Source organism: Streptomyces sp. GbtcB6 (assembly GCF_019091475.1).
GTDB lineage: Bacteria > Actinomycetota > Actinomycetes > Streptomycetales > Streptomycetaceae > Streptomyces > Streptomyces hyaluromycini.
The window spans coordinates 23,819-48,459 of record NZ_JAGXJL010000004.1 but is presented as its reverse complement, the minus strand read 5'-3'; the positions used below and the strand labels follow the sequence as shown (position 1 = coordinate 48,459).

The window sequence follows — 24,641 nt, the reverse complement described above, 5'->3', positions numbered from 1 at the left end:
CCGCTCGGGCCCGTCCACCACCGCTCCGGTCCGTCCGGGTGAGGTGTGCCCGGCGGGTCGCCCGGGTCACTGTGGGCTGGCGCGGTTGCGGGGGCCGGGGGACTGGCGGCCGCCCGAGCGGGGGGCGTGGGTGGCGGGGAGTTGCCGCAGGCGTTCGGTGTGCTCCTGCTGGATGTCGCGGCTCTGGGTCAGGTAGTCGGCGACGAGGGCGAGTTGCTCGGGTGTGTAGCGGGGCAGGAGGCGCTCGGCGGTATCGGCGAGGAACGGGCCCATCAGGCCGTAGGCACGTTCGGTGACGTCCGGGGTGGCGCGGACGACGGTCTTTCGGCGGTCGGTGGGGTGCGGGCTGCGGGTGAGGTAGCCGAGCTTCTCCAGGCGGTCGAGCATGGCGGTGACGCTGCCGGTGCTCAGACCCAGCTTGGCGCTCAGCGTGCGGGGGTTCGTCTCCTCGACGTCCAGCAGGATCTCCAGGCAGCGCAGATCGGTCTCGTTGACGCCCAGCAGCCGGGCGAGCTCGCGGTCGAAGTCGTCGACGGCCGCCTGGTAGCTCTGGACGACTCTGCCCAGGTCCGGGCCGGACGGACCGGATTCCCTTTCGCTTGACATTCGAGATACCTCTCTGCGTGGTGATGGTGGCTCGACAGACGACGTCGGCAGCGCCGCGCCCTACGCTAAGCGGTGGGCGACCGCGATTGTCATGCGGACGGGCATGATCGCCGGGTTCGGCCGCACCGTCCTCGTCCTCGGCGCCCTGCTCATGGCCGGAGCCTGGCCGCTGGTACCCGGACTCGTCGTCGCCGGCATCGGACTCGGCTTCCTGGTGGTGCCGCTGGTCAACGTCGTCCTGCCCCGCGGGAACCTCACGCGATGCCTACCTGCTCCCGGGCCTGGTCGCCTACGATCGGACGGCCCGGTTCGGCAGGGGCGGCCCGGTTTCCGATGGTGGTCCGCCCGCGCGGACCGGCCGCCGGAGAGGTTCACCCCGCGCGCCCACGTCCGTCCAGCCCCCGGCCGGCATCCGCCGCGCCGCGACGATCACGACTGCCCGCCGGCGACCGCCTCCACCCATCCGCAGCCCAGAGTGTGCAGGAGAGATGATGGCTCACGAATTCGTGCGTGTATCGGGGCGGGAGATCGCCTACCGCCGCAGTCCCGGGCAGGGGCGCCCGGTCGTGCTGGTGCACGGCAACTCCTCGTCGTCCAGGACCTGGCGTCATCTCCTCGACGGTGAGTTCGGCCGGCGCCATCGCTGCCTGGCCCTCGACCTGCCCGGACACGGGGAGTCCCCGGCGGCGGAGCCCGGGTCGGGCGTGTACTCGGTGCCCGGCTACGCCGCCGTGCTCTCCGGGTTCGTGGACGCGCTCGACGCACGGGACGCCGTGATCGTCGGATGGAGCCTCGGGGGTCACATCGCCCTGGAGGCGTCCGCCCTGCTCCCGGACGCGGCCGGCTACGCCGTGTTCGGCACCCCGCCCATCGGCGGACCCGGCGACCTGGCCGAGGCGTTCCTCCCGAACCCGGCGACGCAGATCGGCTTCACGGCGGACGTGGACGAGGACACCGCCCGCACCTACGCCGAGTCCTTCTACGCCCCCGGTTCACCCCTCTCGACCGCGGACCTGGTCGCCGGCATCCTGGCCACGGACGGCGCCGCCCGCGGCGACCTGGGCGCCAGCCTCGCCGGGGCGACCGCCGACGAGGTCGAGATCGTCGCGACCCTCGACAAGCCACTGGCCGTCCTGCACGGCGCGGGCGAACAGTTCGTCAACCTGGCCTACCTCAACAAGCTGCACGCCCCCACCCTGTGGCGCGCCGCCGTCCAGATCATCCCCGACGCCGGACACGCCCCCCAGGAGGAGACCCCGGCCGAACTCACCGCCCTCCTCGACGAGTTCATCGCGGACCTGCCGCCGAGTCCCCGCGCCTAGGCCCTGTCGTTTGGATCATCCCGGCGTCGCGGGGTCTGGCACGCACTCCCCCAGAGGGGGTACCCCCAGCGGCGTTGTCGTCACTCGCCGACGTCCCCCAGCCTTCGGCCGGGAGGTGCCCCCACCGCGTCGCCCGCCGCGGCAGCGGCTGATCGTCTACGCCTCCTCCGCCTTGCAGCTGCACGCACCAGGCCCCGCTCGGGTCGGTCGAAAGGTGCCGCACCTCATAGCCGGCCTGATCCAAACGACAGGCCCTAGCCCACCACCGGCGGCGAAGCCCGCCGTGGCAGCGAGTGTCGGCAACGGGATCGCGTCCCGTTGCCGGCCTTCCGGGGTGCGGATGACCGCGATGCCGGCCCGGCGACAGAAGGGTGACCATGGCACGGACCGAGTACTACGACGACCCGGCGGCACCGGAGCCGAACAGCTTGGTGGTCGCCGCGTCCGCCGTGGTCACCGACGACGAAGGGCGTGTGCTCCTTCAGCGCCGCCGGGACAACGGTCTCTGGGCGCTACCCGGTGGCGGCATGGAGATGACCGACTCCCTCCCGGGAACGGCCGTCCGCGAGGTGAAGGAGGAAACGGGTCTGGACGTGGAGATCACCGGACTCGTGGGCACGTACACCGACCCACGCCACGTCATCGCCTACTCGGACGGTGAGGTGCGCAGACAGTTCAACATCTGCTTCACCGCCCGCACGGTCGGCGGCCGACTCACGATCTCGGACGAGTCCACGGAACTGCGATTCGTCCAGCCGGAGGAGATCGATCAACTGCCGATGCACCACACACAGCGACTCCGCCTCCGCCACTTCCTGGAACACCGCGACCGGCCCCATCTCGGCTGACCTCCTTGAGCCGCGGCGACGGCGCCGGAGCCCTGACGTCGGCACGGCCTGAGGGTAGGGCCTTGAAAACCTGTCGTGCGCTGTCCCGGCCGTTGCTACGGTCGGGGGCATGAAGCGTGCCCAGTCGTGTCCGTTGCGTACGACGACGTCGGAGACCGTCCCGGCGCGCTGACAGCTGACCAGTCCTGAGCCCCGGGGTGAACGCCCCGGGGCTTCTTCGTGTCGCGGGTCGTTCGCCTCCTCGAGGGAGGAGATCCGCCATGCACGACCATCGCAGGCTCGGCCGTGAACTCGGCCTGTTCGACACCGATCCGCTGATGGGCGCCGGGCTGCCGTACTGGCTGCCCGACGGGGCGGTCGTACGGCACACCCTGGAGGAGTACGTCCGCGACGCGGAACGCCGGGCCGGGTACCGGCACGTGTACTCACCCGTCCTCGGCAAGCGCGAGCTGTACGAGATCTCCGGGCACTGGGCGCACTACCGCGAGGACATGTATCCGGTCATGCGGGTGGGGGCGGAGGAGGTCGTGCTGCGGCCCAGTCTCTGTCCGCATCATGCGCTGATCTACCGGTCGCGGGCGCGCAGTTATCGCGAACTGCCGTTGCGGATCGCAGAGGTGGGGGCCATGTACCGCGCCGAGCTGTCCGGGGTGCTGGGCGGGCTCACCCGGGTACGGGCCATCCAGCTCAACGACGCGCACATCTTCTGCACCCTGGACCAGGCCGTCGGGGAGGCCCGTGCGGCCCTGGCGCTGATCGCCCGCGCCTATGCCGACCTCGGCATCCGCGCCGTACGGCACCGGCTGTCGCTGCCCGGTGAGGGCGGGAAGTACGTGGCCGACCCGGAGCTGTGGCGGCGGGCCACCGTGCTGCTGCGGGAGGTGCTGGACGGGGCCGGGGTGGCGTACGAGGAGGCCGAGGGGGAGGCCGCGTTCTACGGTCCGAAGATCGACGTGCAGATCGCGGACGCTGCCGGGCGGGAGTCCACCCTGTCCACCGTGCAGATCGACTTCCACCAGCCGGAGCGGTTCGATCTGCGGTACGTCGGGGCGGACGGCGGCCGGCATCGGCCGGTGATGGTGCACCGGAGCGTGATCGGGAGCGTCGAGCGGGCCGTCGCGCATCTCGTCGAGGTGCACGGCGGGGCCTTTCCGGCCTGGCTGGCGCCGCTGCAGCTGGTGGTGCTGCCGGTCGGTGAGGAGCAGGTGGCGCAGGCGGCGGCGCTGGTCGCGGCGGCGGTCGGGGCCGGGCTGCGCGCCGAGGTCACCGGGCCGGAGCGGGGCAGCCTGGGGGCGCGGGTGCGGGCCGCCCGGCTGGTGCCGTACCAGGCGGTGATCGGTGGGCGGGAGGCCGAGGCGGGGCTCGCGGCGCTGCGGCTGCGGGACGGGCGGCGCGTGGGGGCGCTGCCGGTGGCGGAGCTGGTGCGGCGGATCGGGGAGCGGGTGGTGGGGCGGGGGGCCGGCCTCTGGGAGTGAGCGGGCCCCTTCGGAGGGGTGCCTACGTGAGGGCGGCGGTCGCCTCGCGTAGTTCGTTCAGGGACTGGTGGGTCAGGTCGGGGAGGGTGCGGTCGTTCGCCGGGGCGATCCAGCGGGCGAAGGCGGCCGAGAAGGCCTGGGCGCCCAGATGGGCGGCGAGGGACGCGGTGGGGTCGGGTACGCCGCGGTCGTGCAGGGCCGTGGCCAGCGTCGTGGCGAGGTTGAGGCTCTTGAACGCGGCGCGTTCCCGCAGCTCGCTGTGGCTGCCGATGACCTGCATCAGCCGAGGGCCGAACGCGCGCTGCTCCGGGGTGAAGGAGGCGGCCAGGGCGTCCAGGGCGGCGGCCACCGTCTCCAGCGGGGTCGCGGTGCCGGGTGCGGCCGCGGCTCCCTCGGCCAGCAGGCGGCCGTGCTCCTCCTGGCCCGCGAACAGCACCTCGCGCTTGTCCGGGAAGTGCCGGAAGAACGTCGTCTTGGTCAGCCCGGCCCGCTCGGCGATCTGGGCGACGGTGGTGCTGTCGTACCCCTGCTCGCCGAACAGGTCGATCGCGGCTTGCACGAGGCGCAGTCGCGCGTTCGGTTCCCATCGAGCCATGGGGACAGCCTAAGTGATGTGACTCGGTACCGTCACAGGGGTATGGTGACGGTACCGAGTCACATCACCTTTTCTTCCGTCCTGGGGAGAGTGCTGTCATGCGTGTCTTCGTCACCGGCGCCGGTGGTCATATCGCCTCCGCCGTCATTCCCGAACTGCTGAACGCCGGGCACGAGGTCGTCGGCCTCGCCCGGTCCGAGAACTCCGCGGCGGCCGTGAAGGCCCTGGGCGCCGAGGTGCGCCGCGGTGACCTGGCGGATCTGGACGGCCTGCGGGCGGCCGCGGTCGATGCCGACGCCGTCGTCCATCTCGCCTTCGACCACGCGGCGATGGCCGCCGGCGACATGGCCGGGGCGGCGGCGACCGACCTGACCGTGGTGCGGGCGTTCGGCGAGGCGCTCGCCGGGACCGGCAAGGCCCTCCTGGGGGTCGGCATGGGGCGCGGCGACGGCAACGGGCATCTCGCCGAGGCGTACGGCGCCAATCCCCGGATCGCCACGGGGCGTCTGTTCGGAGAGTTCGCCGAGCAGGGGGTGCGTGCCGTGCTGGTGGGGATTCCGCCGGTCGTGCACAGTACGCGGGACCGGAGCGGGTTCCTGCCCATCCTGATCCGGATCGCGCGGGCCACGGGGGTCTCCGGCTATGCCGGGGACGGGTCGAACCAGTGGTCCGCCGTGCACACGCTGGACCTCGGGCGGTTGTACCGGCTGGCGTTGGAGAAGGCGCCGGCGGGCGCGGAGCTGCATGCGGCGGCTGAGGAAGGGGTCGCGGTGCGGGAGATCGCCGAGGCGATCGGGCGGCGGCTGGGGGTGCCGGCGGAGAGCGTTCCGGAGGACCGGCGCGCCGAGCACTTCGGGTTCTTCGGCGCGCTGATATCGCTGGACGTGCCCGTGAGGAGTGAACGGACCCGGGAGCTGCTGGGGTGGCGGCCGGTGGAGGCGGGGCTGGTGGCCGACCTTGAGAAGGGGCATTACTTCGAGGGGGAGTGAAGAGGGCCCCTCAGGCGGGCTCAGGCGGGCTGTGGTGCCGTCGGTGTGCTTGCTCGCGTTCCTCCGGTGGCTGCTGTGGCCTCTGCTGGAAGGTTTCGGCGCTTAGAGTCGAGGCTGACGGAAGGAGCCCCCCGTGGCCGGTCAGCGCATCCCCGTGATCATCGACTGTGACACCGGTGTCGACGACGCCCTCGCCCTGCTGTTCGCCGTTCGGCACCCGGGGCTTGAGTTGCGGGCGGTGACCTGTGTCGCCGGGAACACGGACGTGGACGGGGTGGTCCGCAACACCCTGACCGTGCTGGAGCAGGCCGGGGCCGGCGACGTACCCGTCGCCCGGGGCGCCGAGCGGCCGTTGATCGAGGCGGCGCGGTCGGCACGGCATGTGCACGGGGCGGACGGGATGGGGGATCTCGGGCTGCCCGCACCGAGCCGGCGCCCCGCCGACGTCGACGCCGTCACCCTGCTGCGCCGCGAGATCCTCGGCTCGCCCCGCCCGGTCACCCTCATCCCCACCGCGCCGCTCACCAACATCGCCCTGCTGCTGCGCACCCACCCGGAGGTGACCCGGAACATCGAGCGGATCGTGTTCATGGGCGGCGCGGTCGCCACCGGGAACGCCACCCCGGTCGCCGAGTTCAACGTCTGGCACGACCCCGAGGCCGCCGCCGTCCTGCTCACCGCCGGAGTGCCGATCACGATGTACGGGCTGGACGTCTTCCAGCGGGTGGTGGTGCCGGGCGCAGAGGTACGACGGCTGCGCGCGAGCGCGGAACCGGGGGCCCGGCTCGCCGGAGAGCTGCTCGCGCACCGGCCCGCCGCCCCGGATCCGGACGCCGACGGGCAGGACGGCGACGACCCGGACGGCGGCCTCGGCGACGCGGGCGCGGTCTGTGCCGTGGCCGATCCGGCCGGTCTGACCACCCGGCTCCTACCGGTCGAGGTCTCCCTCGCCCCGGGGCCCACCCGGGGCCAGACCATCGTCGACCGCCGCCCCCGCCCCGGCGAGGCCGAGATCCACGGCGGTGCCCGCGAACAGGCCCTGGTGGACGTGGCGTTGGACGTGGACGTGGAGCGGTACGTCAGCCTGTACCTGGGGACCGTCGGCGGCTGAGCGCTCCGCTGGAAGTGCCGGGACAGGCCGTCTGCCGACTGCGGCGCCGTCGTGGCCGGTCGCTCCCCCAAGTTCTCGGCTTCGCTCGAACCCGGGGGGACCCCCATCGCGGCGGAGCCGCACATGGATACAGCCCCGCGCCCCTTCAGGGCGCTGCACACCTACGCCCCGGCCGTCACCGACGGCCGGGGCGTACGCATGGGTACCCGGAGGGATCAGGCGCGGGTCGCCTTGCGGCGCCGGCTCGCGACGACGATCGCGCCGCCGCCGGCCAGCAGCAGGGCCGCGCCGCCGGCGATGTAACCGGTGCTGGAGCTGGCGCCGGTGTGGGCCAGGTCGCCGCCACCGCCGGAGTTGGTGCTCGGGGCCGACGCCGGGGAGGTCGTCGACTCGGACGGGGCGGGGGACGCGGAGGACGTGCCGGTCGCCGAGCTCTCCGAGGGCGCCGGGGTGGTGGTCTCGGCGGGCGGCGGGGTGGCCGGGGTGGACTCCGACTCGGAGGCGGAGGGCGACGGGGACGGCGAGGACGACTCGGTGGTCGAGCAGTCCTTCGTACCGCCGTTCCAGGACGCGATCAGCTTGTCCTTGATGACCGTGTGGTCCGGGCCGGCCGGCAGGTCGCCGTGCTCGAAGCCGTCGTTGACGTCCGTGTTCCCGTCGAACTTCGTCGCGCCCCGGTAGAGGTCGATCTGCGCGAAGCAGCCGGCGTCCGGGACCGCGATGTCGAGGGAGTCGGTCTGGCCCTGCTTGACCGTCACCGTGTCGAAGTCGACGAAGATCTGCTGGCCCGAGGTGGCGAAGGAGGAGCCGTGGGCGATGTAGGAGGCGAGCGAGGCGGTGCAGGAAGCGGCGTCGGCGGCGGCGCGGACCTTGAGGTGGACCTTGCCGTCGTCGGTGACCTTCAGGTTCTGGTCGTCGACCTTGACCGAGTCGAAGAAGTTCGAGCCGTCGATCGAGAACTGGCACTTGTCGGTGCCGGTCTCCGTGCCGGCCCCGGTGCCGGGGCTGTAGTGGCCGCCGGACTTCCAGCCGTCACCGCCGGGGGTGCCGTGCGCCCAGGCGCCGGACGCGCCGGCGACGGAGGCGGCACACAGGGCGAACGACGCGACGCCCGTCCCCAGCAGGCGACGCGCGGTGACATGTCTGGCTATGGACATGGAGATCCCATCCGTGGGGTGCTCATCTCTCGCCGGCCCGTCGCTGCTCGTCGCGAGGAGCGGACGGGCAGATGGCGGGCGGCGGAAGGGCAGCGGAAAGCGAAGAGACACTGCGCCCATTGGTCACATGCGCCACAGTGTGCGGCCCATGGTGGTTGGCCCTGCCGAACCCTGTCAACCTGCCTTGAATCAAGGGCGGTTCGGGCACCATCACAACTCCCTCACACGGGGAACGATCCGCTCCGGCCGGTGTGAAGTTTCGCTTTCTCGGCAATAGGGACAGACTTCTTCTCGGTGTCTCTCCGCCCGATCGGTGTCTCTCCGCCCGAAAGGAACGCGCGTGGTCGACCTCTCCTCCAGGAATCCCGACTGGTGGCGTCAGGCCGTGATCTACCAGGTGTATCCGCGCAGCTTCGCCGACGCGGACGGCGACGGGCTCGGTGACCTCAAAGGCATCACCGGGCGGCTGTCCCACCTGGGCGCGCTCGGTGTGGACGCCCTGTGGCTCAGCCCGTTCTACCCGTCCGAGCTCGCCGACGGCGGCTACGACGTCGCCGACTACCGCGACGTCGACCCGCGCCTGGGCACCCTGGACGACTTCGACGCGATGACCGCCGAGGCGCACCGGCTGGGCCTGAAGGTGATCGTCGACATCGTCCCTAACCACACCTCGCACCTGCACCCCTGGTTCCGGGAGGCCCTGCTGTCCGGCCCCGGCTCCGCGGCCCGGGACCGCTACGTCTTCCGGCCCGGCCGCGGTGCGCACGGCGAACTCCCGCCCTCCGACTGGCAGTCGGTGTTCGGCGGCAGCGCCTGGCGCCGGGTCCCGGACGGCGAGTGGTACCTGCACCTCTTCGCCCCCGAGCAGCCCGACCTGAACTGGGCGCACGAGGAGGTCCGCGCCGACTTCCGCACCACCCTGCGCTTCTGGTCCGACCGGGGCGTGGACGGCTTCCGCGTCGACGTGGCCCATGCCCTGGTGAAGGACCTCGCCGAACCGCTGCGGGACGTCGCGGAGTTCGGCCCGACCGGCGAGGAGGCGCTGGAGCGCGTCGCGCCCGGCACCCACCCCTACTGGGACCGCGACGAGGTGCACGAGATCTACCGCGACTGGCGCAAGATCTTCGACGGTTACAGCCCGCCCCGCACGGCCGTCGCCGAGGCCTGGGTACCGGATGCGCGACGGGCGCTGTACGCCCGCCCGGACGAACTCGGCCAGGCCTTCAACTTCGAGTACCTCCAGACCCCCTGGGACGCCGGGGCGCTCCGCGAGGTCATCACCGGCTCGCTCGCCGCCGCCCGCGCGGCCGGTGCCTCCGCCACCTGGGTGCTCTCCAACCACGACGTCGTACGGCACGCCTCCCGGCTGATGCTCCCGCCGGGCACGGACGAGAACGCCTGGCTGCTGTCCGGCGGCCGCACGCCGCGCGTCGATGTCTCCCATGGCCTGAGGCGCGCCCGCGCCGCCACCCTCCTCATGCTCGCGCTGCCCGGGTCGTCGTACGTCTACCAGGGCGAGGAACTCGGCCTGCCCGAGGCCGCCGACCTGCCCGTCTCCGTCCTCCAGGACCCGATCTGGGAACAGACGGGCCATGCCCGCAAGGGCCGCGACGGCTGCCGGGTGCCGCTGCCCTGGACGGCGGACGGTCCGTCGTACGGCTTCGGGTCCGGCGGTGCCTGGCTGCCGCAGCCGGAGTGGTTCGCGTCGTACGCCGTCGAGGCACAGGCCGGTGCCGCGGGCTCCACCCTGGAGCTCTACCGCACCGCCCTGCGGCTGCGCCGCAAGCTGCTGGACGGCGAGGCGCTGACCTGGGCCGAGGCGCCCGCGGGCGTGCTGCACTTCGCCCGGACGGAGGGCTGGCGGTGCGTCACGAACGTGTCGGACGCGCCGGTGCCGCTGCCGCCGGGCGAAGTGCTGCTGGCGAGCGTGCCGTTGCCGCATGACGGCACGCTGCCGCCCGACACCACGGTGTGGCTGGGCGCCTGACGTGACTCAGCCGGCGGTGGGGGTGGCACCCGGGGTCACGTTCACCGCGGTGGTCTGGGTGCCCGTGCCGGTGTTCGTTCCGGTGCCGGTTCCCGTGCCGGTACCCGTCCCGCTGCTCGCCCCGGTGAGGCCGTCGATGTTCACCGGGGTCGAGGTGGCGTTCGGCGGCGGGGTGAGCACCACCTGGGGCTGACCGGCCGCGGGAGGCGGCGGGGTCAGGTCCGAGGCGGGCAGCTTCGGCGGGGTCGTCTCCTGGAAGAGCACGGTGCCGAAGTCGACCAGGCCGGTCTTCTCCATCACCGTGATGTGGTCGAGGACCGTGTCGTTGGCCTGGTCGGCGAGGGCCCGCACCAGCGTGTTCTCGGTGGTGGACCGGATCTTCGCCACCGTGTTGAAGATCGAGCCGTGCGTGATGCGCAGGATGTTGGCGAAGTCGGTGTCGAACTGCTTGCCCGTGTCCGCGGTCAGCGTGTTGACGAACCCCTGCTGCTGCGGGCTCGGCAGGTTCGGGATGGTGATGTTGAGCATCTGGGCGACCTTGCGGTCGGTGGTGTCCAGCGCCGAGTGCCCGTCGACCAGGTGCTGGCTGGCCGTGATCACGGCCTGGGACTGGCCCTTCTTCTCGCCGAGTTGACCCACCGGGTACTCCCAGAGGCCGGCGGCCCGCACCTTCACCACGAAGTCCCGGTCGGCCTCGGTGAGGGGCCCCCACTGGGTGTTGGCGATCACGCGGGTGGGATCGCTGGACACGGTGTTCAGCCCCAGCATGCTCGGGTAGGCGAGTGCCGCGAGGGTGAAGCTCAGGGCTCCGCCAACAAACAGCGTTCCCGTCGCGTTCCGCGAAAAGCGCACCGGTGTCTCCTGTTTGGTCGGGGGTCCCGCGAGGGGCGGGGTCGGTTCGCAGAGAAGTACGGACGGGAAAGCGCCAAGAACCTTTTGATTTGGTAAAGAACTTGTGAGGCCTGGCCCTGCCCGGGGCGCCGACTTCCCATGTCTTGGCCAGGAGAAGGTGATGGTTTCCTCTGGTGAGAGTGGTCATGACAAAGTCGGGGGCAGGCTTCGCCGCATGCCCCCACACTCATCGCCCCGAGTCCCCAGGCTGCCCAACGGAGCGGCCCCGCGGGGTCCCGCCGCGCGCCCCGCCCTGCCCGTACTGCCCTACCGCAAGCCCACCAAGGGCCGCGACTACTGGGTGTTCGACGACGTCCTCCCGGACGTGGACGCCGTACGGGAGCGGTGCCTGGCCAAGGACGACTGGGTCCAGGGATACCCGTACACCTCGGAGACCTGGCCCGGACTGCGCACCATGCCCGGCCTGGAGCCCGCCGAACTCGCCGTCGTGGAAGAGCTGGTGAAGAAGGCGACCGGGGCCGGGAAGCTGTGGGTGCAGCAGGCGCCCGGCGGCGGCACCCTCAACCACAACTGTGTCCAGGTGGTCGGCGAGGGCGAGAGCGAACCGCGCCCGCACACCGACTCGCGGTCGCTGTGCCGGTACGCGGCGGTGCTGTACCTCAACCCCGGGGTGGCCAAGGACTGCGGCACCGCGTTCTACCGCCAGTCGCTGCCCGGCGGCCGGCTCGGCGGCAACATCGTGCAGGCCCCGCACAACAACCTCGTCGAGGCGCTCGGGACCCGGTTCGTCCCGGGCGACCACTTCGAGGAGGACGTCCGCGTCCCGCACAAGTACAACCGGCTGCTCCTCTACAGCGCCAACCTCGTGCACAGCGCGACCGGTTACACCGGGAAGACGCTGGAGGAGAAGCGGATGACGGCGGTGTTCTTCTGGATGGCGTGAGCGGGCGCGTTTGTAACAGCGGGCGTGACACGACCACGACGGGCCCGTGACGGCGATCTCCGAACTTCTCTCCCCGGGCCCGCATCGAAAGGGGTGTCCGGCAGAGAGCCGGGAAGGACACCGCCCCTGGGGGACCCCATGTCGAAGCTTCGCAACCGTCGCACGAACATCCGCAAGACCGCTGTCGCCGTGACCGGCGCCGCCGCGCTGCTGGCCCTGCTGACCGCGTGCAACGGCACCGCGAGCGGCTCCGTCAGCGCCGCCGGCGGTACGGCGGCCCCGGCCGCCGGCGACTCCACGACGGCGAACGGCTCGACCGGTGGCTCCGGCAGCGGTTCCAGCACCGGTAGCAGCGGGAGCACCTCGGGCTCGTCGACGTCCGGCGGTTCGTCCACCTCCGGCGGCAGCTCCTCCGGGGGTTCCGCGTCCGGCGGTTCCTCCGCCTCCGGCTCGGTGCCCGTCTGCCAGGCCTCCCAGCTCGGTTACTCCTGGGCCGACTCCGGCAGCGGCACCGGCCAGCAGAAGCACGCGGTCGTGGCGTTCACCAACAAGAGCGGCCACTCCTGCACGATGTACGGCTTCCCGGGTGTCGACCTGGTGAACAGCGGTCAGAAGTGGTCGCTTCCGCGTACGAACGCCACCCCGAAGCGGGTCACCCTGGCGAACGGCGCCTCCACCAACTTCGCGATCACCTTCCTGGTGCCGGCGCAGGGCGACTCCACCGATTTCACACCGACCACGGTCGTCGTCACCGCGCCGAACCAGCGCACGTCGTTCGACCTGCCCTGGCACGGCGGTGCCGTGGTGCTCCAGGACGGCGCGACGCACCCGGGGTCGTTCATCGGTCCCGTCGGCAGCTGACCGGCGAGGGGCCGGTGCTCACCTGTTCGGAGTAATCCCCGTGGTGTAGGAGCGGGTCCGGCCGGATCGTCGTACGCATGAGCCAGCAGACACATCCGGCACCGACCCCGAGCAGCGGTCGGGCCGCAGGCGGACTTGTCTTCGCCGGCGTCCTCCTGCTGATGAACGGCATCCTCGCCATCCTGGAGGGCATCTCCGCGCTCGCCGCCGACGACGTGTACGCACGCGTCCACGACTACGTCTACAAGATCAGCCTCACCGGCTGGGGCTGGATCCTGGTCGTCCTGGGCGCCCTCGCCGCGATCGCGGGCGCCGCCGTCCTCAAGAGCGCCCCCGACTGGGCCCGCATGCTCGGCATCCTCCTGGCGTCGCTGAGCGTGATCGTCCAGTTCCTGTTCCTGTGGTACGCCCCGCTCTGGTCGCTGGTCATGATCGGCATCGACTTCTTCGCGATCTGGGCGCTGGTGTCGTACTGGCCGGAGCACCCGTAGGTCTCCTGTTCACCCCGCGTCGCGGGCGCAGCGGAAGCCGGTGTGGCCGGTGGAGCTGTCGGGGGTGTTGGCGGTGCGGGCGGCGACCCGGTAGCGGTTGCAGTAGGAGGCGTGGCAGAGGTGGGAGCCGCCGCGGATGACGCGCGCGGGGCCGGGTTCCGCGCTGCGGCCGTGGTCGGTGCTCCACCGGTCGGCGCACCACTCCCACACGTTGCCGGAGGTGTTGTAGAGGCCGTACCCGTTCGGCGCGAAGGCGTCGACAGGCGCGGTGCCCCGGTACCCGTCGGCGGCGGTGTTCCGGGTCGGAAAGGTCCCGCGCCAGATGTTGCACCGGTACTCCCCGTCCGGGTCCAGCTCGTCCCCCCACGGATAACGGGCCTGCTCCAGGCCGCCGCGGGCCGCGTACTCCCACTCCGCCTCGGTGGGCAGCCGCTTGCCGGCCCAGGAGGCGTAGGCGGCGGCGTCGTACCAGGAGACGTGGACGACGGGATGGCGGCCGAGCCCGTCGAGCCCGCTGCCCGGTCCGGCCGGCTCGTTCCAGGCGGCCCCCGCGACCGCACACCACCAGGGCGTCTCCGGCGGCCGGGGCGCACCCCGGCGCAGCGCGGCGGGCAGGAACCCGGCGAAGACGTAGGACCAGCCCAGCCGTTCGGCGTCGGTGACGTAGCCGGTGTCGGCGACGAAGGCGGCGTACTCGTCGTTGCGCACGGCGCAGGCGTCGATCCGGAACGGCGACACGCGCACCGTCCGCACCGGCCCCTCCCCGTCCGCCGGGAAGCCGTCGGCGTCCTCGGCGCCCATCAGGAACTCACCGCCGGGCAGCGCGACCATGCTGGTGCGCTCGGGAGCGCTGCCCTCGGGGGCGGGAAGAGGCCGCGGTACCGACAGGCGCGCGGGGGCGGAGGGCGCGCAGCAGGCGGACGGCGGCTGGTTGGGCTCCATGCCCGGAGTGTGCCGCAGGTGCCTGTGACACCGGCTGCGGGGGCCGTTCGGCGAGGGCCGGCCGAGGAGTTTGAAGTCGCTGGTGTACATCGGCGCGGCGGAGACGACCCGGGATGCCTCGACCGCGTCGACCGAATTGCAATAATCGCCCCATGGCACCCCCCTCGGCCGCCGCCGCGTGAACGTCACCCACCTGCACCGCCGCCTGCTGCCCGACCTGCTGTCGGTCGGCGCCGCGTACCCACTCGCGCTGACCGGCGACTACGCGGCCCAGGCCCACGGCCTGTTCGACCGCGCCGGCCGGAGTGTGGACGCGGCCACGCAGAACCCGCAGCCCATGCGGACGATCGCCGAGACGGTCGCGGCCGGACTCCGGGAACGCGGCTGGCGTGTCGTCGCCCGCGAGACGGACCCCCTCTCCGCCCAGCTCATCGTCACGGACGCGGTGTCGGCGGAGGACAGCGAGGTCACCCTCGTCAAAGAGGCCTTCTGGCACCCGCCGGTTCAGACGGAACTCGGCCCGGCCCTCGCCCTCGAAGACGTGGTCGGCATGCGGGTCTGGGCCCTGACCGACCGTGGCCTGCCCCGCGACCTCCTGATCGTCCATGCCGCCGCGGACCGCTGGACCCTCCCCGACCTCGAAGACCTCGGCCGCCGTCACGCCCGCGACACCTTCGACCTCGCCGACCTCCAGTCCCGTCTGACCGGCACGGACTGGATCGACGACCGGGAGTTCTCGGCACTCGGCCTCGACGATGCCGCGGTCACCGCCCTCCGTCACTGGGCCCAGACCTGGGCGGACGACATCGCGGAACGCCTGATCGAGGCCCAGCCGCCGGAGGACTGACGCCCGGCCGGGTCACCGGCCGGACGGCTCGCTCTCCGCGCCCCGGGCCCGCCAGAAGGACAGGGCCTCCACGCCGAGGCCGGTCACGACCAACAGGATGCCCAGCCAGAAGAGCACCGTGATGTGCCGCTCGACGCCACCGAGCAGCATCAAGTTCGCGCCGAGAACGGGGAGAAGGACCTCGACGGCCTTCCCCCACCGGCCCTTCCGGGCATGCCGGACGGCGGAGACCGACCCGAGGACGAGCATCAGCGCCATCAGCGCCATCGCGATCTGCATGCCCGCAGTGTGCCCCTGCCACCTGGGCTGCGGTGGGAGTCCTTCGCCGGTGGGGGCGGTGAGGGGGAGGGTGTTCCCGGTGGGCTATGGTGACTCGCTTTTGTCGCGTACCTATGGGGGGTCTGATGCGGCGAATCACAGCGGCTGCGAGTGTCGTCACCGTACTCGTGCCGCTTCTTCTGGCGGGCGCTTCGACCGCGTCGGCCGCGGCCAAGGGGTCGCTCACCGTCAAGACGCTGGACCGGAGCGGCAAGCCGGTCTACGCACAGGTGGCGGTGTACAACACGAAGACGAACGACTTCCGTTACATCGAAGGAAACAAGAAGACCTCGCTGCCCAACGGCGGTTACGAGCTCGCCACGTCCTTCGTCGGCGGCAACGGCGAGGACGCCGTCGTCGGCGGCCACAGCGTGCGGGTCTCCGGGGCCACGACGACCACGTTCGACGGCCGGAAGGGGCGTGCGGTCAAGGTCTCGCTCAGTCCCGACCCGGGCAGCGGATACGACCACACGGTCAGCGCGGCCGTCTGCACCACCGACAACAGCCCGGCCACGATGAGCATCTCGGCATCGGCGGGCGACCTGTACGCCATCCCGAACACCAGTACGGCGTACGAGCTGTCCTACGGCACCACGTACCAGCCGCGGTCGACGAGCGGCGGCGACTTCTGGCTGGCGTCCGCCACGCACAGCCGCGGCGTGCCGTCCGGGGTGTCCGCGAAGCTCACGAGGTCCGGGCTGACCACCCTCAAGGTGTCCGCCCGTTCCGGCCCCGACAGCGGTCAGGCGTGGTTCTCGTTCAACGGCGAGCCGGCGAGCGGCTACGACTGCTCGTCGGCCATGGACATCCTCGACTTCCAGCGGGACCTGCCCGACTCCTTCAGCGTCCACGTCCCGGCCGGCCGGTGGGACGTGGGCCAGCAGGGCCACGACTTCGTCTACAGCGGGTTCCACAAGTACGCGGCCGGCAAGACGGCCTCGCTGTCCCTCGGCCACGCGGTCTGGGGCCCCGGCGGGCGGCTGCCGTACACCTGGTACCACCAGCTGTACTTCGGCGACGACAACCTGTTCGCCGACCCCAAGTTCACGGCGGGCGGGGTGCTGGCCTCCGGCAGCGTGAAGCTGACCCACGCGGGCAAGACGCTCTACTCGCACACGTTCAGCCCCTCGAAGGAGATCGACGCGCATCCGCGGATCCCCGGGTCGGGCTGGTACACGCTGACGGAGACCGGCCACCGCGGCGGCCTGCCGTCCGGCTCGCTGTCGACCTCCGCCAGTCTCTCCCTGCACTTCTACGCGGACGCGGGCAAGAACCAGCAGATCCGGAACTACCTCACCCGGTTCTGGCCGGAGGCCCTGAACAGCAGGAACCAGGCGGCCGCCGGATCGACCACCACCGTCGACCTGGGCATGCAGCGCCTCGGCACGGACGACGGCACGATCCGTCAGCTGTCGGACGGGGTGAAGTCCGTCCGGGCCTGGTACACCACCGACAACGGCGCCCACTGGAACGCGACCACCGCGAAGCTGTCCGGAGGCAAGTGGACCGTCGCCGTCCACAACCCCGGCTCCGGCGGCCGGGTCGGTCTGCGCTCCACGGTCACCGACACCCACGGCGACACCTCGACGACCACGGTGTACAACGCGTACGCCGTGAGCTGAGGGCCTGCCGGCGCCCCGCTGTCAGGCCGGCTGCCACAGCTCGATGCGGTTGCCCTCGGGGTCGGTGACCCAGCCGAAGCGGCCGATGCCGTCCATGTCCTGTGTCTCGGCCGCGACGTCCGCGCCCTTGGCGCGCAGTTGCGCGAGCATCGCGTCCAGGTCGCGGACCCGGAAGTTGAGCATGGTCTGCTGGGTGGGGGAGCCGAAGTAGTCGGTCCCGGACTCGAAGGCCGCGAACACCGTCGGCCCGGCCGCCGGCTGCCACAGGCCGTTGTCGTCGGCGTCCAGGCCCAGGCAGTCGCGGTACCAGGCGCTCAGGGCCGCCGGGTCGGCGGAGCGCAGGAAGTACCCGCCGATTCCAAGCACACGTTCCATGCCGCCATCCTGCCAGGACGGGGATCAGACGGCTCGGACCCGGTGCGTACGTGTGAAGTCGGGGGCGGCGCGGTACGGACCTAGGTGCACGTCGCAACGCCACCTCAGCCTTCGGGAGAACGCCGTGAGCAGTATCGCCATCGTGGGGGCCGGGCCGGGGCTCGGGGCCGCTGTCGCCCGGCGGTTCGGGCGGGAGGGGTACGGGGTGGCGCTGCTGGCGCGGGACGGGGAGCGGCTCGGGGTGCTGGCCGGGACGCTTGCCGCAGAGGGCGTCCGGGCCCGTGGGTTCGCCGCCGACGTCAGGGATCCGCTCGCCCTCGCGGGGGCGCTGGCGCGGGCCGCCGAGGAGCTCGGGACCGTCGAGATCCTGCAGTACAGCCCGGTACCGCAGCGGGACTTCATGCTGCCCGTCCTCGAGACCACCCACGCGGACCTGTTCGGGCCGGTCGAGTTCTCGGTGTACGGGCCCGTCGCCGCCGTGCAGCAGGTGCTGCCGGGGATGCGGGAGCTGGGGCGGGGGACGATCCTCTTCGTCAACGGCGGTACGGCCGTCATCCCGCACCCCGACCGGGCCGGGACCTCCATCGCCTTCGCCGCCGAGAGCGCGTACGGGCATCTGCTGCACGACCGGCTCGCGGAGGAGGGGATCCACGTGGCGCAGCTGGTCATCCCGGGCGCCATCGTCGCCGGACACGCCCGCAAGGACCCCGCCGTGCTCGCCGACACGCTGTGGGGGATGCACCGCGACCGGCACGGGTTCCGGCACTACGCCGACGACCTGGAGAGCTGACCGGTCGTCGCCGGGCCCCGCCCCGGCCCGTCTGCATAAAAGGGTCGATCTGCGCGAACATCATTTGTGGGACAAAATGGTGTTCGCCTGATTGCTCCCCGCAGGGAGCCAGCGATGGCTGAAGGGGGCCAGCGATGGCCGTGGAAATACCTCCTCTCCTCAAGCCCTCCCGGCTCAGAAGCCGTGGAGGCCTGCTCGGTGAGTGCCTGGCAGAGTTTCTCGGGACCTTCGTTCTCATCTCGTTCGGCTGCGGTGTCGTGGCGATGGCCGTCGCGGCGCTGCCCGGGTCCGGGCGCGCGGCGACGCCGACGACCATCTTCCTCGCCGCCGGTGACTGGCTCCTGATCACCTGGGGCTGGGCCCTGGCCGTGACCTTCGGCATCTACGTGGCCGGCGGTGTCAGCGGCGCCCATCTGAACCCGGCGGTGACACTGGCGTTCGCCGTGCGCCGCAAGTTCCCGTGGGTGAAGGTGCTGCCCTTCTGGATGTCGCAGGTGCTCGGCGCCCTCGCCGGGGCGGCGCTGGTCTATCTCGTCTACCACGACGCGATCAACGCGTTCGACGCCGCGTCGAAACCGCCGAAGGTGGGCGGGCACACCGAGGCGACCTTCTCGATCTTCGCCACCTTCCCGGCGCCGTACTACCACGGCGGGAACTGGGGGCCGCTGATCGACCAGATCGTCGGTACGGCCTTCCTCGTCATGTTCGTCGTCGCGGTCGTCGACCTGCGCAACACGGCCGTGGGGTCCAACCTGGGGCCGTTCGTCATCGGCCTCGCCGTCGCCGCGATCGGCATGTCCTACGGCGCGAACGCCGGGTACGCCATCAACCCCGCCCGCGACTTCGGACCGCGGCTGCTCACCTGGTTCACCGGGTGGCAGAGCTACGCGTTCCCGGGGAACGGGGAGTGGTTCAGCAACTACTTCTGGATCCCGATCGTCGGTCCGCTGATCGGCGGCGTGATCGGGGTGCTGATCTACGACCTGTTCATCGGCGACGTCCTGCACGCCCGGCTCAAGCTGGGCGAGTTGCCGGAGCCGGGCCGGACCCGCCCGACCACGGACGAACCGCAGTCGTAGCGGCCGTCACGGCTTCTCGGTGCCCTGCTCCCCCAGGCGTTGCACCAGCTGCTGCGCCTTGGAGACTCCGGTGTCGACCTGCTCGGTGTACTTGCCGTCGGTCCGTTCGTCGACCAGGTCGCCCGCCTTCTCCAGACCGGTCCCGATCGCGTCACCGTGGTCCTCGGCGATGTCCTTCGCCTTGTCCGCCAGGTTCTTGAGTCCGTCGATTCCGCTGATTCCATCGAACATGCCGGAATCGTCCCCGGCGGGAGCCGGCGGCGGCAAGACGGCGCCCAGGGCGTTCGGCGGGGCGTGAAAGGAGCGTCAGCTGGAGCGCCCCAAAGGGGCGCGGGGCTGTACTGCCTGTGCGGCTACCGCCGCGTGGGCGCGACCAGCCACGACGGTGGCGCGGATGAACGGCGGCCGTTCGTCGTTTTCCGGCGTTCACGTGCGAAGTCCGGTCCCGAGGTCGATCCTGATCCTTGACTCGGCAGCCACGCAACGCACACCCCGGGAGACGACGTCATGAGCACCAGCCCCCTCCTGACCGGCCTGAGCGAAGAGCTCCCCGAACTGCGGGCGCTGTACGAGGATCTGCACACGCATCCGGAGCTGTCCTTCCAGGAGAAGCGGACCGCGGCCGTCGTCGCGGGGCGGCTGCGGGAGCAGGGCGGCTGGGAGGTCACCGAGGGGGTCGGCGGCACCGGGGTGGTCGGGGTGCTGGCCAACGGGGAGGGGCCCGTCGTGCTGCTGCGGGCCGACATGGACGCGCTGCCGGTCCGTGAGGAGACCGGGCTGCCGTACGCCTCGAAGACCGACGGGGTGATGCACGCGTGCGGGCACGACATGCATGTCGCCTGCCTGCTGGGGGCCACCGGGCGGCTGGCCGCGGTGCGGGACGGCTGGCGGGGGACGGTGGTCGCGGTGTTCCAGCCGGCCGAGGAGGTGGGCGGGGCGCCGAAGATGCTCGCGGACGGGTTCGCCGAGCGGTTCCCGCGGCCTGACGTGTGCCTGGGCCAGCATGTGGCGGCCGCGCCGGCCGGGCTGGTCGGGACCCGGGCGGGGGCGCTGATGGCGGGCGCGGACAGCATGCGGGTCACGCTGTTCGGGCGGGGCGGGCACGGGTCCACGCCGGAGGCCACCGTCGACCCGGTGGTGCTGGCCGCGGCCGTGGTGATGCGGCTTCAGACGGTCGTCTCCCGGGAGGTGGCCGCGGGCCAGCAGGCCGTCGTCACGGTCGGTTCGATCCACGGCGGGACGAAGGAGAACATCATCCCGGACACCGTCGAGCTGAAGATCAACATACGGACCACGACGGCGGCCGTCCGGGAGCGGGTGCTGGCGGCGGTCGAGCGGATCGTACGGGCCGAGGCCGCCGCCTCCGGAGCGCCGAAGGAACCGGAGTTCGAGCCCATCGACTCCTTCCCGGTCACCCACAACGACCCCGCGGCGACCGCGACCGTCCAGGCCGCGCTGGCCGCCGAATTCCCGGGCCTCACCTTCGAGTTGACCTCACCGGTGCCCAACAGCGAGGACTTCGGGGCCTTCGGTACGGCCCTGGGGGTGCCCTCGGTCTACTGGTTCGTCGGCGGCGCCGACCACAAGCTCTACGAGGGCGTCGACCTGGAGGCCCTGGTCCGCGACGGCATCCCCCCGCAGATCCCCTCCAACCACTCCCCGCACTTCGCCCCCGCCCCCGACCCGACGATCGAGACGGGCGTACGGGCGCTGCTCGCGGCGGCGGGCCACTGGCTCGCCCCCTGACACGCACCGGCTCACCGAAGCGCGCTAGCCCGCCGGTGTCCCGGAATCGCCAGCCAGCCCGCGGCCGCCGCACAGCCCGTCGGCGAGCCGGTCCCAGTCCTCGCCGGTCGTCACCGTGCCGGACAGGGCCTGTTCGAGCAGGTCCTCCAGTGCGTCCTCGCCCGCGGTGACCGGGGCGGTGTCCAGGACCGGGCCCGGGGCCAGGTAGCGCCAGACCGTGCGGGCGGTGGCGGTGAGCAGGTTGCGGGGCAGGCCGAGCAGCTCCTCGTAGCGGCGGACGGCCGCCCAGGGCGCCGCCGTCCGGGCGGTCTCCCAGCGGGACAGGGTGGAGACGCTGACGTCACGGTCGTGGCAGCCGCCGTGGAACGCCGCGGCGAAGGCCGGCAGGGAGCGGAAGGCGGGGTCCGTGCCGAGCAGGCGGTTGACGCGCAGCAGCCAGGCCACCCGGGGCCGCCGGCCCGGAGCGCCGCCCGCGATCAAGTGCGCGCTCATGACGGACAGTTTGGCAGCAGCCGTCCGAAATCGTGGCAAGCGCGGCAAACCTTTCCGTGCCGCATACCCGAGGCGCCGGGGGCGCGGCAGGGCCGTTGCACGCGCCCACCGGGTGTGCAACGCGCCCCGGGCGGCGGGCCGTACGGCGGTACCAAGAGGGGGGACGGGGAGGGCCGGCTGGGAGCGGCCGGTCTTCTCCGTTACGGGCGGGGGGCGGTCTGGTCCAGGGCCGGGCGCAGGTCCGTGCGGCGGCGGATGCCCAACTTGCGGTAGGTGTGCGTGAGATGGGTCTCCACGGTGCGGCGGGCCAGATGGAGCAGGGCCGCGATCTCCACGTTGGTGCGGCCCTCGGCGGCGAGTTCGGCGATCCGACGCTCGCTGCCGGTGAGGGAGGCGGCGCCCGTACGGCGTCTGGGGGAGCGGGCGCCGCCTTTCCGCAGGATCCCCTCGGTCAGCTCCAACAGCCTTACCGCGCCGAGCCGTTCGGCATGCTCCTCGGCCTCCCGCAGGCAGTCGCGGGCGCGGGCCGCCTCACCGGCGGCGGTCAGCTGGCGGCCCAGCGCGATCAGGGCGAGCGCCGGCTCGGTACCGGCCGGGCCGCCGTCCCGCAGCAGCCGTACGGCCTCCTCGGTGAGCTCCAGGCCGCGGCGGCCGCCGGTCGCCGTACCGAGGACGCGCAGCGCCCGGCCCACCGTGCGCGGGGTGCCCCAGACCCGGGCCAGCCGCAGCTCCTCCTCGGACAGCGCGATGGCCTCCAGCGGGCGGTCCAGGGCCAGCCGGCACTCGGCGGCGGCCGTACGCCACGGCGTGACCACCGGGCTGATCACCTCACGGGCCGTCTGGCGGCGGCCGCACTCCAGGAAGTCGTGCAGCGCCGCGGCCGCGTCTCCGGCGGCGGCCCGCACCACGCCCCGCGCGTACAGGAACCGGTTCAGCTCCCAGGAGTCCGGTGCCTCCCGCAGGTCGATCCCGGCGACGAGGCCCGCGGCCTGTGCGGTCCGGCCGGTCTCCACGAGGGCGATGAGCGTGTGCGCGTGGCTGTTGCCGGGGGTGACCGTGTCGGGGACGGCGGTCAGGCGGGCGTAGTCGGCGCGGGCCGCCGCGATGTCCGTACGGCTGTTGAGCAGCGCCTGGTGCATGGGGTGCAGCAGGTCGGGGCGCTGTCCGGCCAGGCCGCGGTCCACCAGCCGGCTTGCCTCGTCGAGTTCGTCGGCCCACTGGGCGACCGTGGCCGCCGTACCCACGAGGAACGGCTCGGTGAGCGGGTCGGCGGGCTCGGCGAGCAGGGAGCGCAGCTGCCGCATCGCGTCCCGCGCCGATGTGAGGCCGGCGGAGGCCGCGTGCCGCACGAGCAGGGCCTGGCCGGCCGTGCCGACCAGCTCGGGGGAGCGGTCGGCGGTCTCGGACAGCCGCCGGTAGACCTCCTGGCGTACCTCCTGGTCCTGGTCGGACAGGAGCACGGAGGCGGTGTGCAGGGTGCGGACCAGGTCGGGGTGGCCGACGAGCTCGACGTCCACGGAGTGGAGCAGTTCGACGGCCTTGCGGGTGCGGCCCCGGCCGGTCAGCGCGGTGCCGAGGGCGACGGCCGCGCGCACCCGGTCCTGCGGGGCGGCGGGCAGCCGGACCGCCTCGGCGAGACGGGGGATCGCGGCGGAGGAGCGGGGCGCCGCGTACTCCAGCGAGCCCAGCTCGGTCAGCAGCCGCTGCCTGCGGTCATCGGGGAGGGGCTCCTCCAGGGCGCGGCGCAGATAGCCGACGGCGTCCTCGGCGCGGTCCTCGTGGAGGGCGACGGCGGCCGCGTCCTGGAGCAGGGGCAGCGCCCAGGGGGCGTCCACCGGGCCGGTCGCGAGCAGCTGGCGGGCCACGGCCTCGGCGGGGGCGTCCTGGTGCAGCATCGCCTCGGCGATCGCCCGGTGGGCGGTGCGGCGGCGGGCGGCCGGGACGCCGGTGAGGATCGCGTCGCGCAGCAGGGGGTGCGGGAAGTGGGGGCGGCCGTCGGCGCCCAGGGTGAGCAGGCCGAGGTTGGTCATGGCGGTGAGCCAGCCGGCCACCCGGGTGGGGTCGGCGTCGGCGAGTTCGGCGAGGAGCGGGGTGATCTCGTTCTCCGGCAGGCAGGTGCCGGGGTCCTCCTCCAGGACGGCGAGGGCGCGGGCGACCTCGGTGGTGGCCGGTCCCGCACTGTCCAGCCACCACTGCACGGCGGCCGGGTAGGCGCCCGGGTAGAGGGCGGCCGTCGTCTCGGGGACGTCCGGGTGCCGGCTCTCGTCGAGGTCGTCCAGGAGGGCGCCCAGCAGCAGGGGGCTGCCGGCCGCCGCGTGCACACAGGCGTCGATCCAGAACCGGGAGGCCGCGGGGAACTTGGCCCGCACCCGGGCGGTGGCGGCCGCCGGGGCGAGGGGAGCGAGGGTGTGGGTGCGGACCAGCGCCGGCGGGAGGGTGTGCGTGAAGCCGGGGGCGGGCGGATCGAGGTCGTACTGGCTGCGTTCGCTGACGACGAGGAGGATCGGTAAGCGGTCTATGTGCCGGGCGGACTCCACGAGCCAGCGGCGGGAGGGGGCGTCGGCGAGGTGGACGTCGTCCACGGCGACGAGGAGGGGCGAGTCCTCGGCGTAGGCGCGCAGCACCCGCCAGAGCCCGGCGGCGGTGGCCCGCTCGTCCCCGTCCACCGCGAGGTCGGCGAACTCCGGGACCGGGCCGAGGAGTTGCAGGACGGTGGCGAAGGAGATGGCGGTGTCGCCGGGCGAGCAGCGAGCACGGAGAACCTTCAGACCGAGGGCGGCCGCCTGCTCGGCGGCGGCCTCCAGGACGGTGGTGCGGCCGGTTCCGGTGGCGCCCCGGAGCAGCACGAGCCGGCCGCCGCCGGACCGCGTGCGCTCGGCTTCCTCGGCCAACAGGTGCATGGCGTCGGCGAGTTCAGGGGACGGCTGGGTCATGCCTGGCTCCTCGCGGTGCGCTGGTGGGTTCGGGGGGTTAGAGCGGGCGGGGGTGGGAGAGGTTGTGGGGCGGTGGGGTGGTGCGGGGGTTTGTTGCATGGGTGGCACATTTGATACGGGGCTGTGGATTTGGGTGGGGGTGCCTGGGGTTGTGGGGCCGCTGCGGGTGCATCGTGGCTGGTCGGGCCGGTTCCCCCGCCCCCCCCCGCGCGGCGGGGGGGGGCGGCCAAACCCCCCCCCCCCCCCCCGGGCCCCCCCAC

Annotated in this window: 24 protein-coding genes; 14 read left to right on the top strand and 10 right to left on the bottom strand. The window is 72.6% G+C overall.

The window, feature by feature from the left end; genetic code table 11:
* Positions 1-66: 66 nt before the first annotated feature.
* Positions 67-606 (bottom strand): MarR family winged helix-turn-helix transcriptional regulator, encoded by a 540-nt coding sequence (locus KVT45_RS08140; protein ID WP_217545840.1) that lies wholly within the window; start codon positions 604-606, stop codon positions 67-69.
* 491 nt (positions 607-1,097) lie between these two features.
* Between KVT45_RS08140 and KVT45_RS08135 the strand changes: the two genes are divergently transcribed.
* The 3 genes from KVT45_RS08135 to thrS all read left to right on the top strand — a co-directional run bounded on the left by KVT45_RS08135 (position 1,098) and on the right by thrS (position 4,251).
* A complete protein-coding gene (locus KVT45_RS08135) occupies positions 1,098-1,928 on the top strand; it encodes an alpha/beta fold hydrolase (protein WP_217545839.1) in 831 nt (276 codons plus the stop codon).
* Positions 1,929-2,305: 377 nt separating this feature from the next.
* Positions 2,306-2,776: an NUDIX domain-containing protein gene (locus tag KVT45_RS08130; RefSeq protein WP_217545838.1), complete on the top strand. Its 471-nt coding sequence runs from the start codon at positions 2,306-2,308 to the stop codon at positions 2,774-2,776.
* A 260-nt stretch (positions 2,777-3,036) separates the two neighbouring features.
* Positions 3,037-4,251, top strand: a complete 1,215-nt coding sequence (gene thrS / locus KVT45_RS08125) for a threonine--tRNA ligase (RefSeq protein WP_217545837.1) — start codon at positions 3,037-3,039, stop codon at positions 4,249-4,251.
* A 22-nt stretch (positions 4,252-4,273) separates the two neighbouring features.
* On the opposite strand, the gene KVT45_RS08120 is transcribed toward thrS, so the two are convergent.
* Entirely contained in the window at positions 4,274-4,846 is a 573-nt protein-coding gene (locus KVT45_RS08120) for a TetR/AcrR family transcriptional regulator (protein ID WP_217545836.1), read from the bottom strand.
* 98 nt (positions 4,847-4,944) lie between these two features.
* Here KVT45_RS08120 and KVT45_RS08115 point away from each other — a divergent pair, with 98 nt between their 5' ends.
* The gene (locus tag KVT45_RS08115; RefSeq protein ID WP_217545835.1) at positions 4,945-5,835 is read left to right on the top strand and encodes an SDR family oxidoreductase; all 891 of its coding nucleotides are present in this window, start codon (positions 4,945-4,947) and stop codon (positions 5,833-5,835) included.
* Positions 5,836-5,968: 133 nt separating this feature from the next.
* Positions 5,969-6,946, top strand: a complete 978-nt coding sequence (locus KVT45_RS08110) for a nucleoside hydrolase (protein WP_217545834.1) — start codon at positions 5,969-5,971, stop codon at positions 6,944-6,946.
* A 215-nt stretch (positions 6,947-7,161) separates the two neighbouring features.
* Here the strand turns inward: KVT45_RS08110 and KVT45_RS08105 are convergent, their stop codons facing one another.
* Positions 7,162-8,103: an LAETG motif-containing sortase-dependent surface protein gene (locus KVT45_RS08105; RefSeq protein WP_217545833.1), complete on the bottom strand. Its 942-nt coding sequence runs from the start codon at positions 8,101-8,103 to the stop codon at positions 7,162-7,164.
* 340 nt (positions 8,104-8,443) lie between these two features.
* On the opposite strand from KVT45_RS08105, the gene KVT45_RS08100 reads away from it, so the two are divergent.
* Positions 8,444-10,090 carry an alpha-amylase family glycosyl hydrolase gene (locus tag KVT45_RS08100; protein ID WP_217545832.1) on the top strand — a complete coding sequence of 549 codons (1,647 nt, stop codon included), beginning with the start codon at positions 8,444-8,446 and terminating at the stop codon, positions 10,088-10,090.
* A 6-nt stretch (positions 10,091-10,096) separates the two neighbouring features.
* Here the strand turns inward: KVT45_RS08100 and KVT45_RS08095 are convergent, their stop codons facing one another.
* Entirely contained in the window at positions 10,097-10,942 is an 846-nt protein-coding gene (locus KVT45_RS08095) for a DUF4142 domain-containing protein (protein ID WP_217545831.1), read from the bottom strand.
* A gap of 214 nt (positions 10,943-11,156) precedes the next feature.
* Between KVT45_RS08095 and KVT45_RS08090 the strand changes: the two genes are divergently transcribed.
* From KVT45_RS08090 to KVT45_RS08080, 3 genes are all read left to right on the top strand, one after another.
* On the top strand, positions 11,157-11,885 hold the full coding sequence (locus KVT45_RS08090) for a DUF6445 family protein (protein WP_254646478.1): 729 nt from the start codon (positions 11,157-11,159) through the stop codon (positions 11,883-11,885).
* A 138-nt stretch (positions 11,886-12,023) separates the two neighbouring features.
* A complete protein-coding gene (locus tag KVT45_RS08085) occupies positions 12,024-12,746 on the top strand; it encodes a DUF4232 domain-containing protein (RefSeq protein ID WP_217545830.1) in 723 nt (240 codons plus the stop codon).
* A gap of 77 nt (positions 12,747-12,823) precedes the next feature.
* Positions 12,824-13,237, top strand: a complete 414-nt coding sequence (locus KVT45_RS08080; protein ID WP_217545829.1) for a hypothetical protein — start codon at positions 12,824-12,826, stop codon at positions 13,235-13,237.
* A 9-nt stretch (positions 13,238-13,246) separates the two neighbouring features.
* Here the strand turns inward: KVT45_RS08080 and KVT45_RS08075 are convergent, their stop codons facing one another.
* Complete coding sequence (locus KVT45_RS08075) at positions 13,247-14,068, bottom strand: formylglycine-generating enzyme family protein (RefSeq protein ID WP_254646510.1); 822 nt, start codon at positions 14,066-14,068, stop codon at positions 13,247-13,249.
* Between the two features lie 289 nt (positions 14,069-14,357).
* Between KVT45_RS08075 and KVT45_RS08070 the strand changes: the two genes are divergently transcribed.
* Positions 14,358-15,026, top strand: coding sequence for a hypothetical protein (locus KVT45_RS08070; RefSeq protein WP_217545827.1), 669 nt, complete (start codon positions 14,358-14,360; stop codon positions 15,024-15,026).
* Positions 15,027-15,038: 12 nt separating this feature from the next.
* Here KVT45_RS08070 and KVT45_RS08065 read toward each other — a convergent pair whose 3' ends face one another.
* Entirely contained in the window at positions 15,039-15,305 is a 267-nt protein-coding gene (locus KVT45_RS08065) for a hypothetical protein (RefSeq protein WP_217545826.1), read from the bottom strand.
* A 125-nt stretch (positions 15,306-15,430) separates the two neighbouring features.
* On the opposite strand from KVT45_RS08065, the gene KVT45_RS08060 reads away from it, so the two are divergent.
* Positions 15,431-16,966 carry a hypothetical protein gene (locus KVT45_RS08060; RefSeq protein ID WP_217545825.1) on the top strand — a complete coding sequence of 512 codons (1,536 nt, stop codon included), beginning with the start codon at positions 15,431-15,433 and terminating at the stop codon, positions 16,964-16,966.
* A 21-nt stretch (positions 16,967-16,987) separates the two neighbouring features.
* Here the strand turns inward: KVT45_RS08060 and KVT45_RS08055 are convergent, their stop codons facing one another.
* Entirely contained in the window at positions 16,988-17,341 is a 354-nt protein-coding gene (locus KVT45_RS08055) for a VOC family protein (RefSeq protein WP_217545824.1), read from the bottom strand.
* A gap of 124 nt (positions 17,342-17,465) precedes the next feature.
* Here KVT45_RS08055 and KVT45_RS08050 point away from each other — a divergent pair, with 124 nt between their 5' ends.
* Both KVT45_RS08050 and KVT45_RS08045 read left to right on the top strand, forming a co-directional pair.
* Complete coding sequence (locus KVT45_RS08050) at positions 17,466-18,131, top strand: SDR family NAD(P)-dependent oxidoreductase (RefSeq protein ID WP_217545823.1); 666 nt, start codon at positions 17,466-17,468, stop codon at positions 18,129-18,131.
* A 134-nt stretch (positions 18,132-18,265) separates the two neighbouring features.
* Positions 18,266-19,210 carry an MIP/aquaporin family protein gene (locus tag KVT45_RS08045; RefSeq protein WP_217545822.1) on the top strand — a complete coding sequence of 315 codons (945 nt, stop codon included), beginning with the start codon at positions 18,266-18,268 and terminating at the stop codon, positions 19,208-19,210.
* A 6-nt stretch (positions 19,211-19,216) separates the two neighbouring features.
* On the opposite strand, the gene KVT45_RS08040 is transcribed toward KVT45_RS08045, so the two are convergent.
* A complete protein-coding gene (locus tag KVT45_RS08040; protein WP_217545821.1) occupies positions 19,217-19,441 on the bottom strand; it encodes an antitoxin in 225 nt (74 codons plus the stop codon).
* 276 nt (positions 19,442-19,717) lie between these two features.
* Here KVT45_RS08040 and KVT45_RS08035 point away from each other — a divergent pair, with 276 nt between their 5' ends.
* Complete coding sequence (locus tag KVT45_RS08035) at positions 19,718-20,956, top strand: amidohydrolase (RefSeq protein ID WP_217545820.1); 1,239 nt, start codon at positions 19,718-19,720, stop codon at positions 20,954-20,956.
* A gap of 24 nt (positions 20,957-20,980) precedes the next feature.
* Here KVT45_RS08035 and KVT45_RS08030 read toward each other — a convergent pair whose 3' ends face one another.
* Positions 20,981-21,448: a hypothetical protein gene (locus KVT45_RS08030; RefSeq protein WP_254646477.1), complete on the bottom strand. Its 468-nt coding sequence runs from the start codon at positions 21,446-21,448 to the stop codon at positions 20,981-20,983.
* 200 nt (positions 21,449-21,648) lie between these two features.
* Positions 21,649-24,381, bottom strand: a complete 2,733-nt coding sequence (locus KVT45_RS08025) for a LuxR C-terminal-related transcriptional regulator (protein WP_217545819.1) — start codon at positions 24,379-24,381, stop codon at positions 21,649-21,651.
* Between the last annotated feature and the right edge of the window lie 260 nt (positions 24,382-24,641).

Excerpts from the sequence above, each read along its gene's own strand:
- KVT45_RS08140 (WP_217545840.1), bottom strand. The coding sequence starts at position 606 with ATGTCAAGCGAAAGGGAATCCGGTCCGTCCGGCCCGGACCTGGGCAGA.
- KVT45_RS08135 (WP_217545839.1), top strand. The coding sequence starts at position 1,098 with ATGGCTCACGAATTCGTGCGTGTATCGGGGCGGGAGATCGCCTACCGC.
- KVT45_RS08130 (WP_217545838.1), top strand. The coding sequence starts at position 2,306 with ATGGCACGGACCGAGTACTACGACGACCCGGCGGCACCGGAGCCGAAC.
- thrS (WP_217545837.1), top strand. The coding sequence starts at position 3,037 with ATGCACGACCATCGCAGGCTCGGCCGTGAACTCGGCCTGTTCGACACC.
- KVT45_RS08120 (WP_217545836.1), bottom strand. The coding sequence starts at position 4,846 with ATGGCTCGATGGGAACCGAACGCGCGACTGCGCCTCGTGCAAGCCGCG.
- KVT45_RS08115 (WP_217545835.1), top strand. The coding sequence starts at position 4,945 with ATGCGTGTCTTCGTCACCGGCGCCGGTGGTCATATCGCCTCCGCCGTC.
- KVT45_RS08105 (WP_217545833.1), bottom strand. The coding sequence starts at position 8,103 with ATGTCCATAGCCAGACATGTCACCGCGCGTCGCCTGCTGGGGACGGGC.
- KVT45_RS08090 (WP_254646478.1), top strand. The coding sequence starts at position 11,157 with ATGCCCCCACACTCATCGCCCCGAGTCCCCAGGCTGCCCAACGGAGCG.
- KVT45_RS08085 (WP_217545830.1), top strand. The coding sequence starts at position 12,024 with ATGTCGAAGCTTCGCAACCGTCGCACGAACATCCGCAAGACCGCTGTC.
- KVT45_RS08080 (WP_217545829.1), top strand. The coding sequence starts at position 12,824 with ATGAGCCAGCAGACACATCCGGCACCGACCCCGAGCAGCGGTCGGGCC.
- KVT45_RS08075 (WP_254646510.1), bottom strand. The coding sequence starts at position 14,068 with ATGGTCGCGCTGCCCGGCGGTGAGTTCCTGATGGGCGCCGAGGACGCC.
- KVT45_RS08065 (WP_217545826.1), bottom strand. The coding sequence starts at position 15,305 with ATGCAGATCGCGATGGCGCTGATGGCGCTGATGCTCGTCCTCGGGTCG.
- KVT45_RS08060 (WP_217545825.1), top strand. The coding sequence starts at position 15,431 with ATGCGGCGAATCACAGCGGCTGCGAGTGTCGTCACCGTACTCGTGCCG.
- KVT45_RS08055 (WP_217545824.1), bottom strand. The coding sequence starts at position 17,341 with ATGGAACGTGTGCTTGGAATCGGCGGGTACTTCCTGCGCTCCGCCGAC.
- KVT45_RS08045 (WP_217545822.1), top strand. The coding sequence starts at position 18,266 with ATGGCCGTGGAAATACCTCCTCTCCTCAAGCCCTCCCGGCTCAGAAGC.
- KVT45_RS08040 (WP_217545821.1), bottom strand. The coding sequence starts at position 19,441 with ATGTTCGATGGAATCAGCGGAATCGACGGACTCAAGAACCTGGCGGAC.
- KVT45_RS08035 (WP_217545820.1), top strand. The coding sequence starts at position 19,718 with ATGAGCACCAGCCCCCTCCTGACCGGCCTGAGCGAAGAGCTCCCCGAA.
- KVT45_RS08030 (WP_254646477.1), bottom strand. The coding sequence starts at position 21,448 with ATGAGCGCGCACTTGATCGCGGGCGGCGCTCCGGGCCGGCGGCCCCGG.
- KVT45_RS08025 (WP_217545819.1), bottom strand. The coding sequence starts at position 24,381 with ATGACCCAGCCGTCCCCTGAACTCGCCGACGCCATGCACCTGTTGGCC.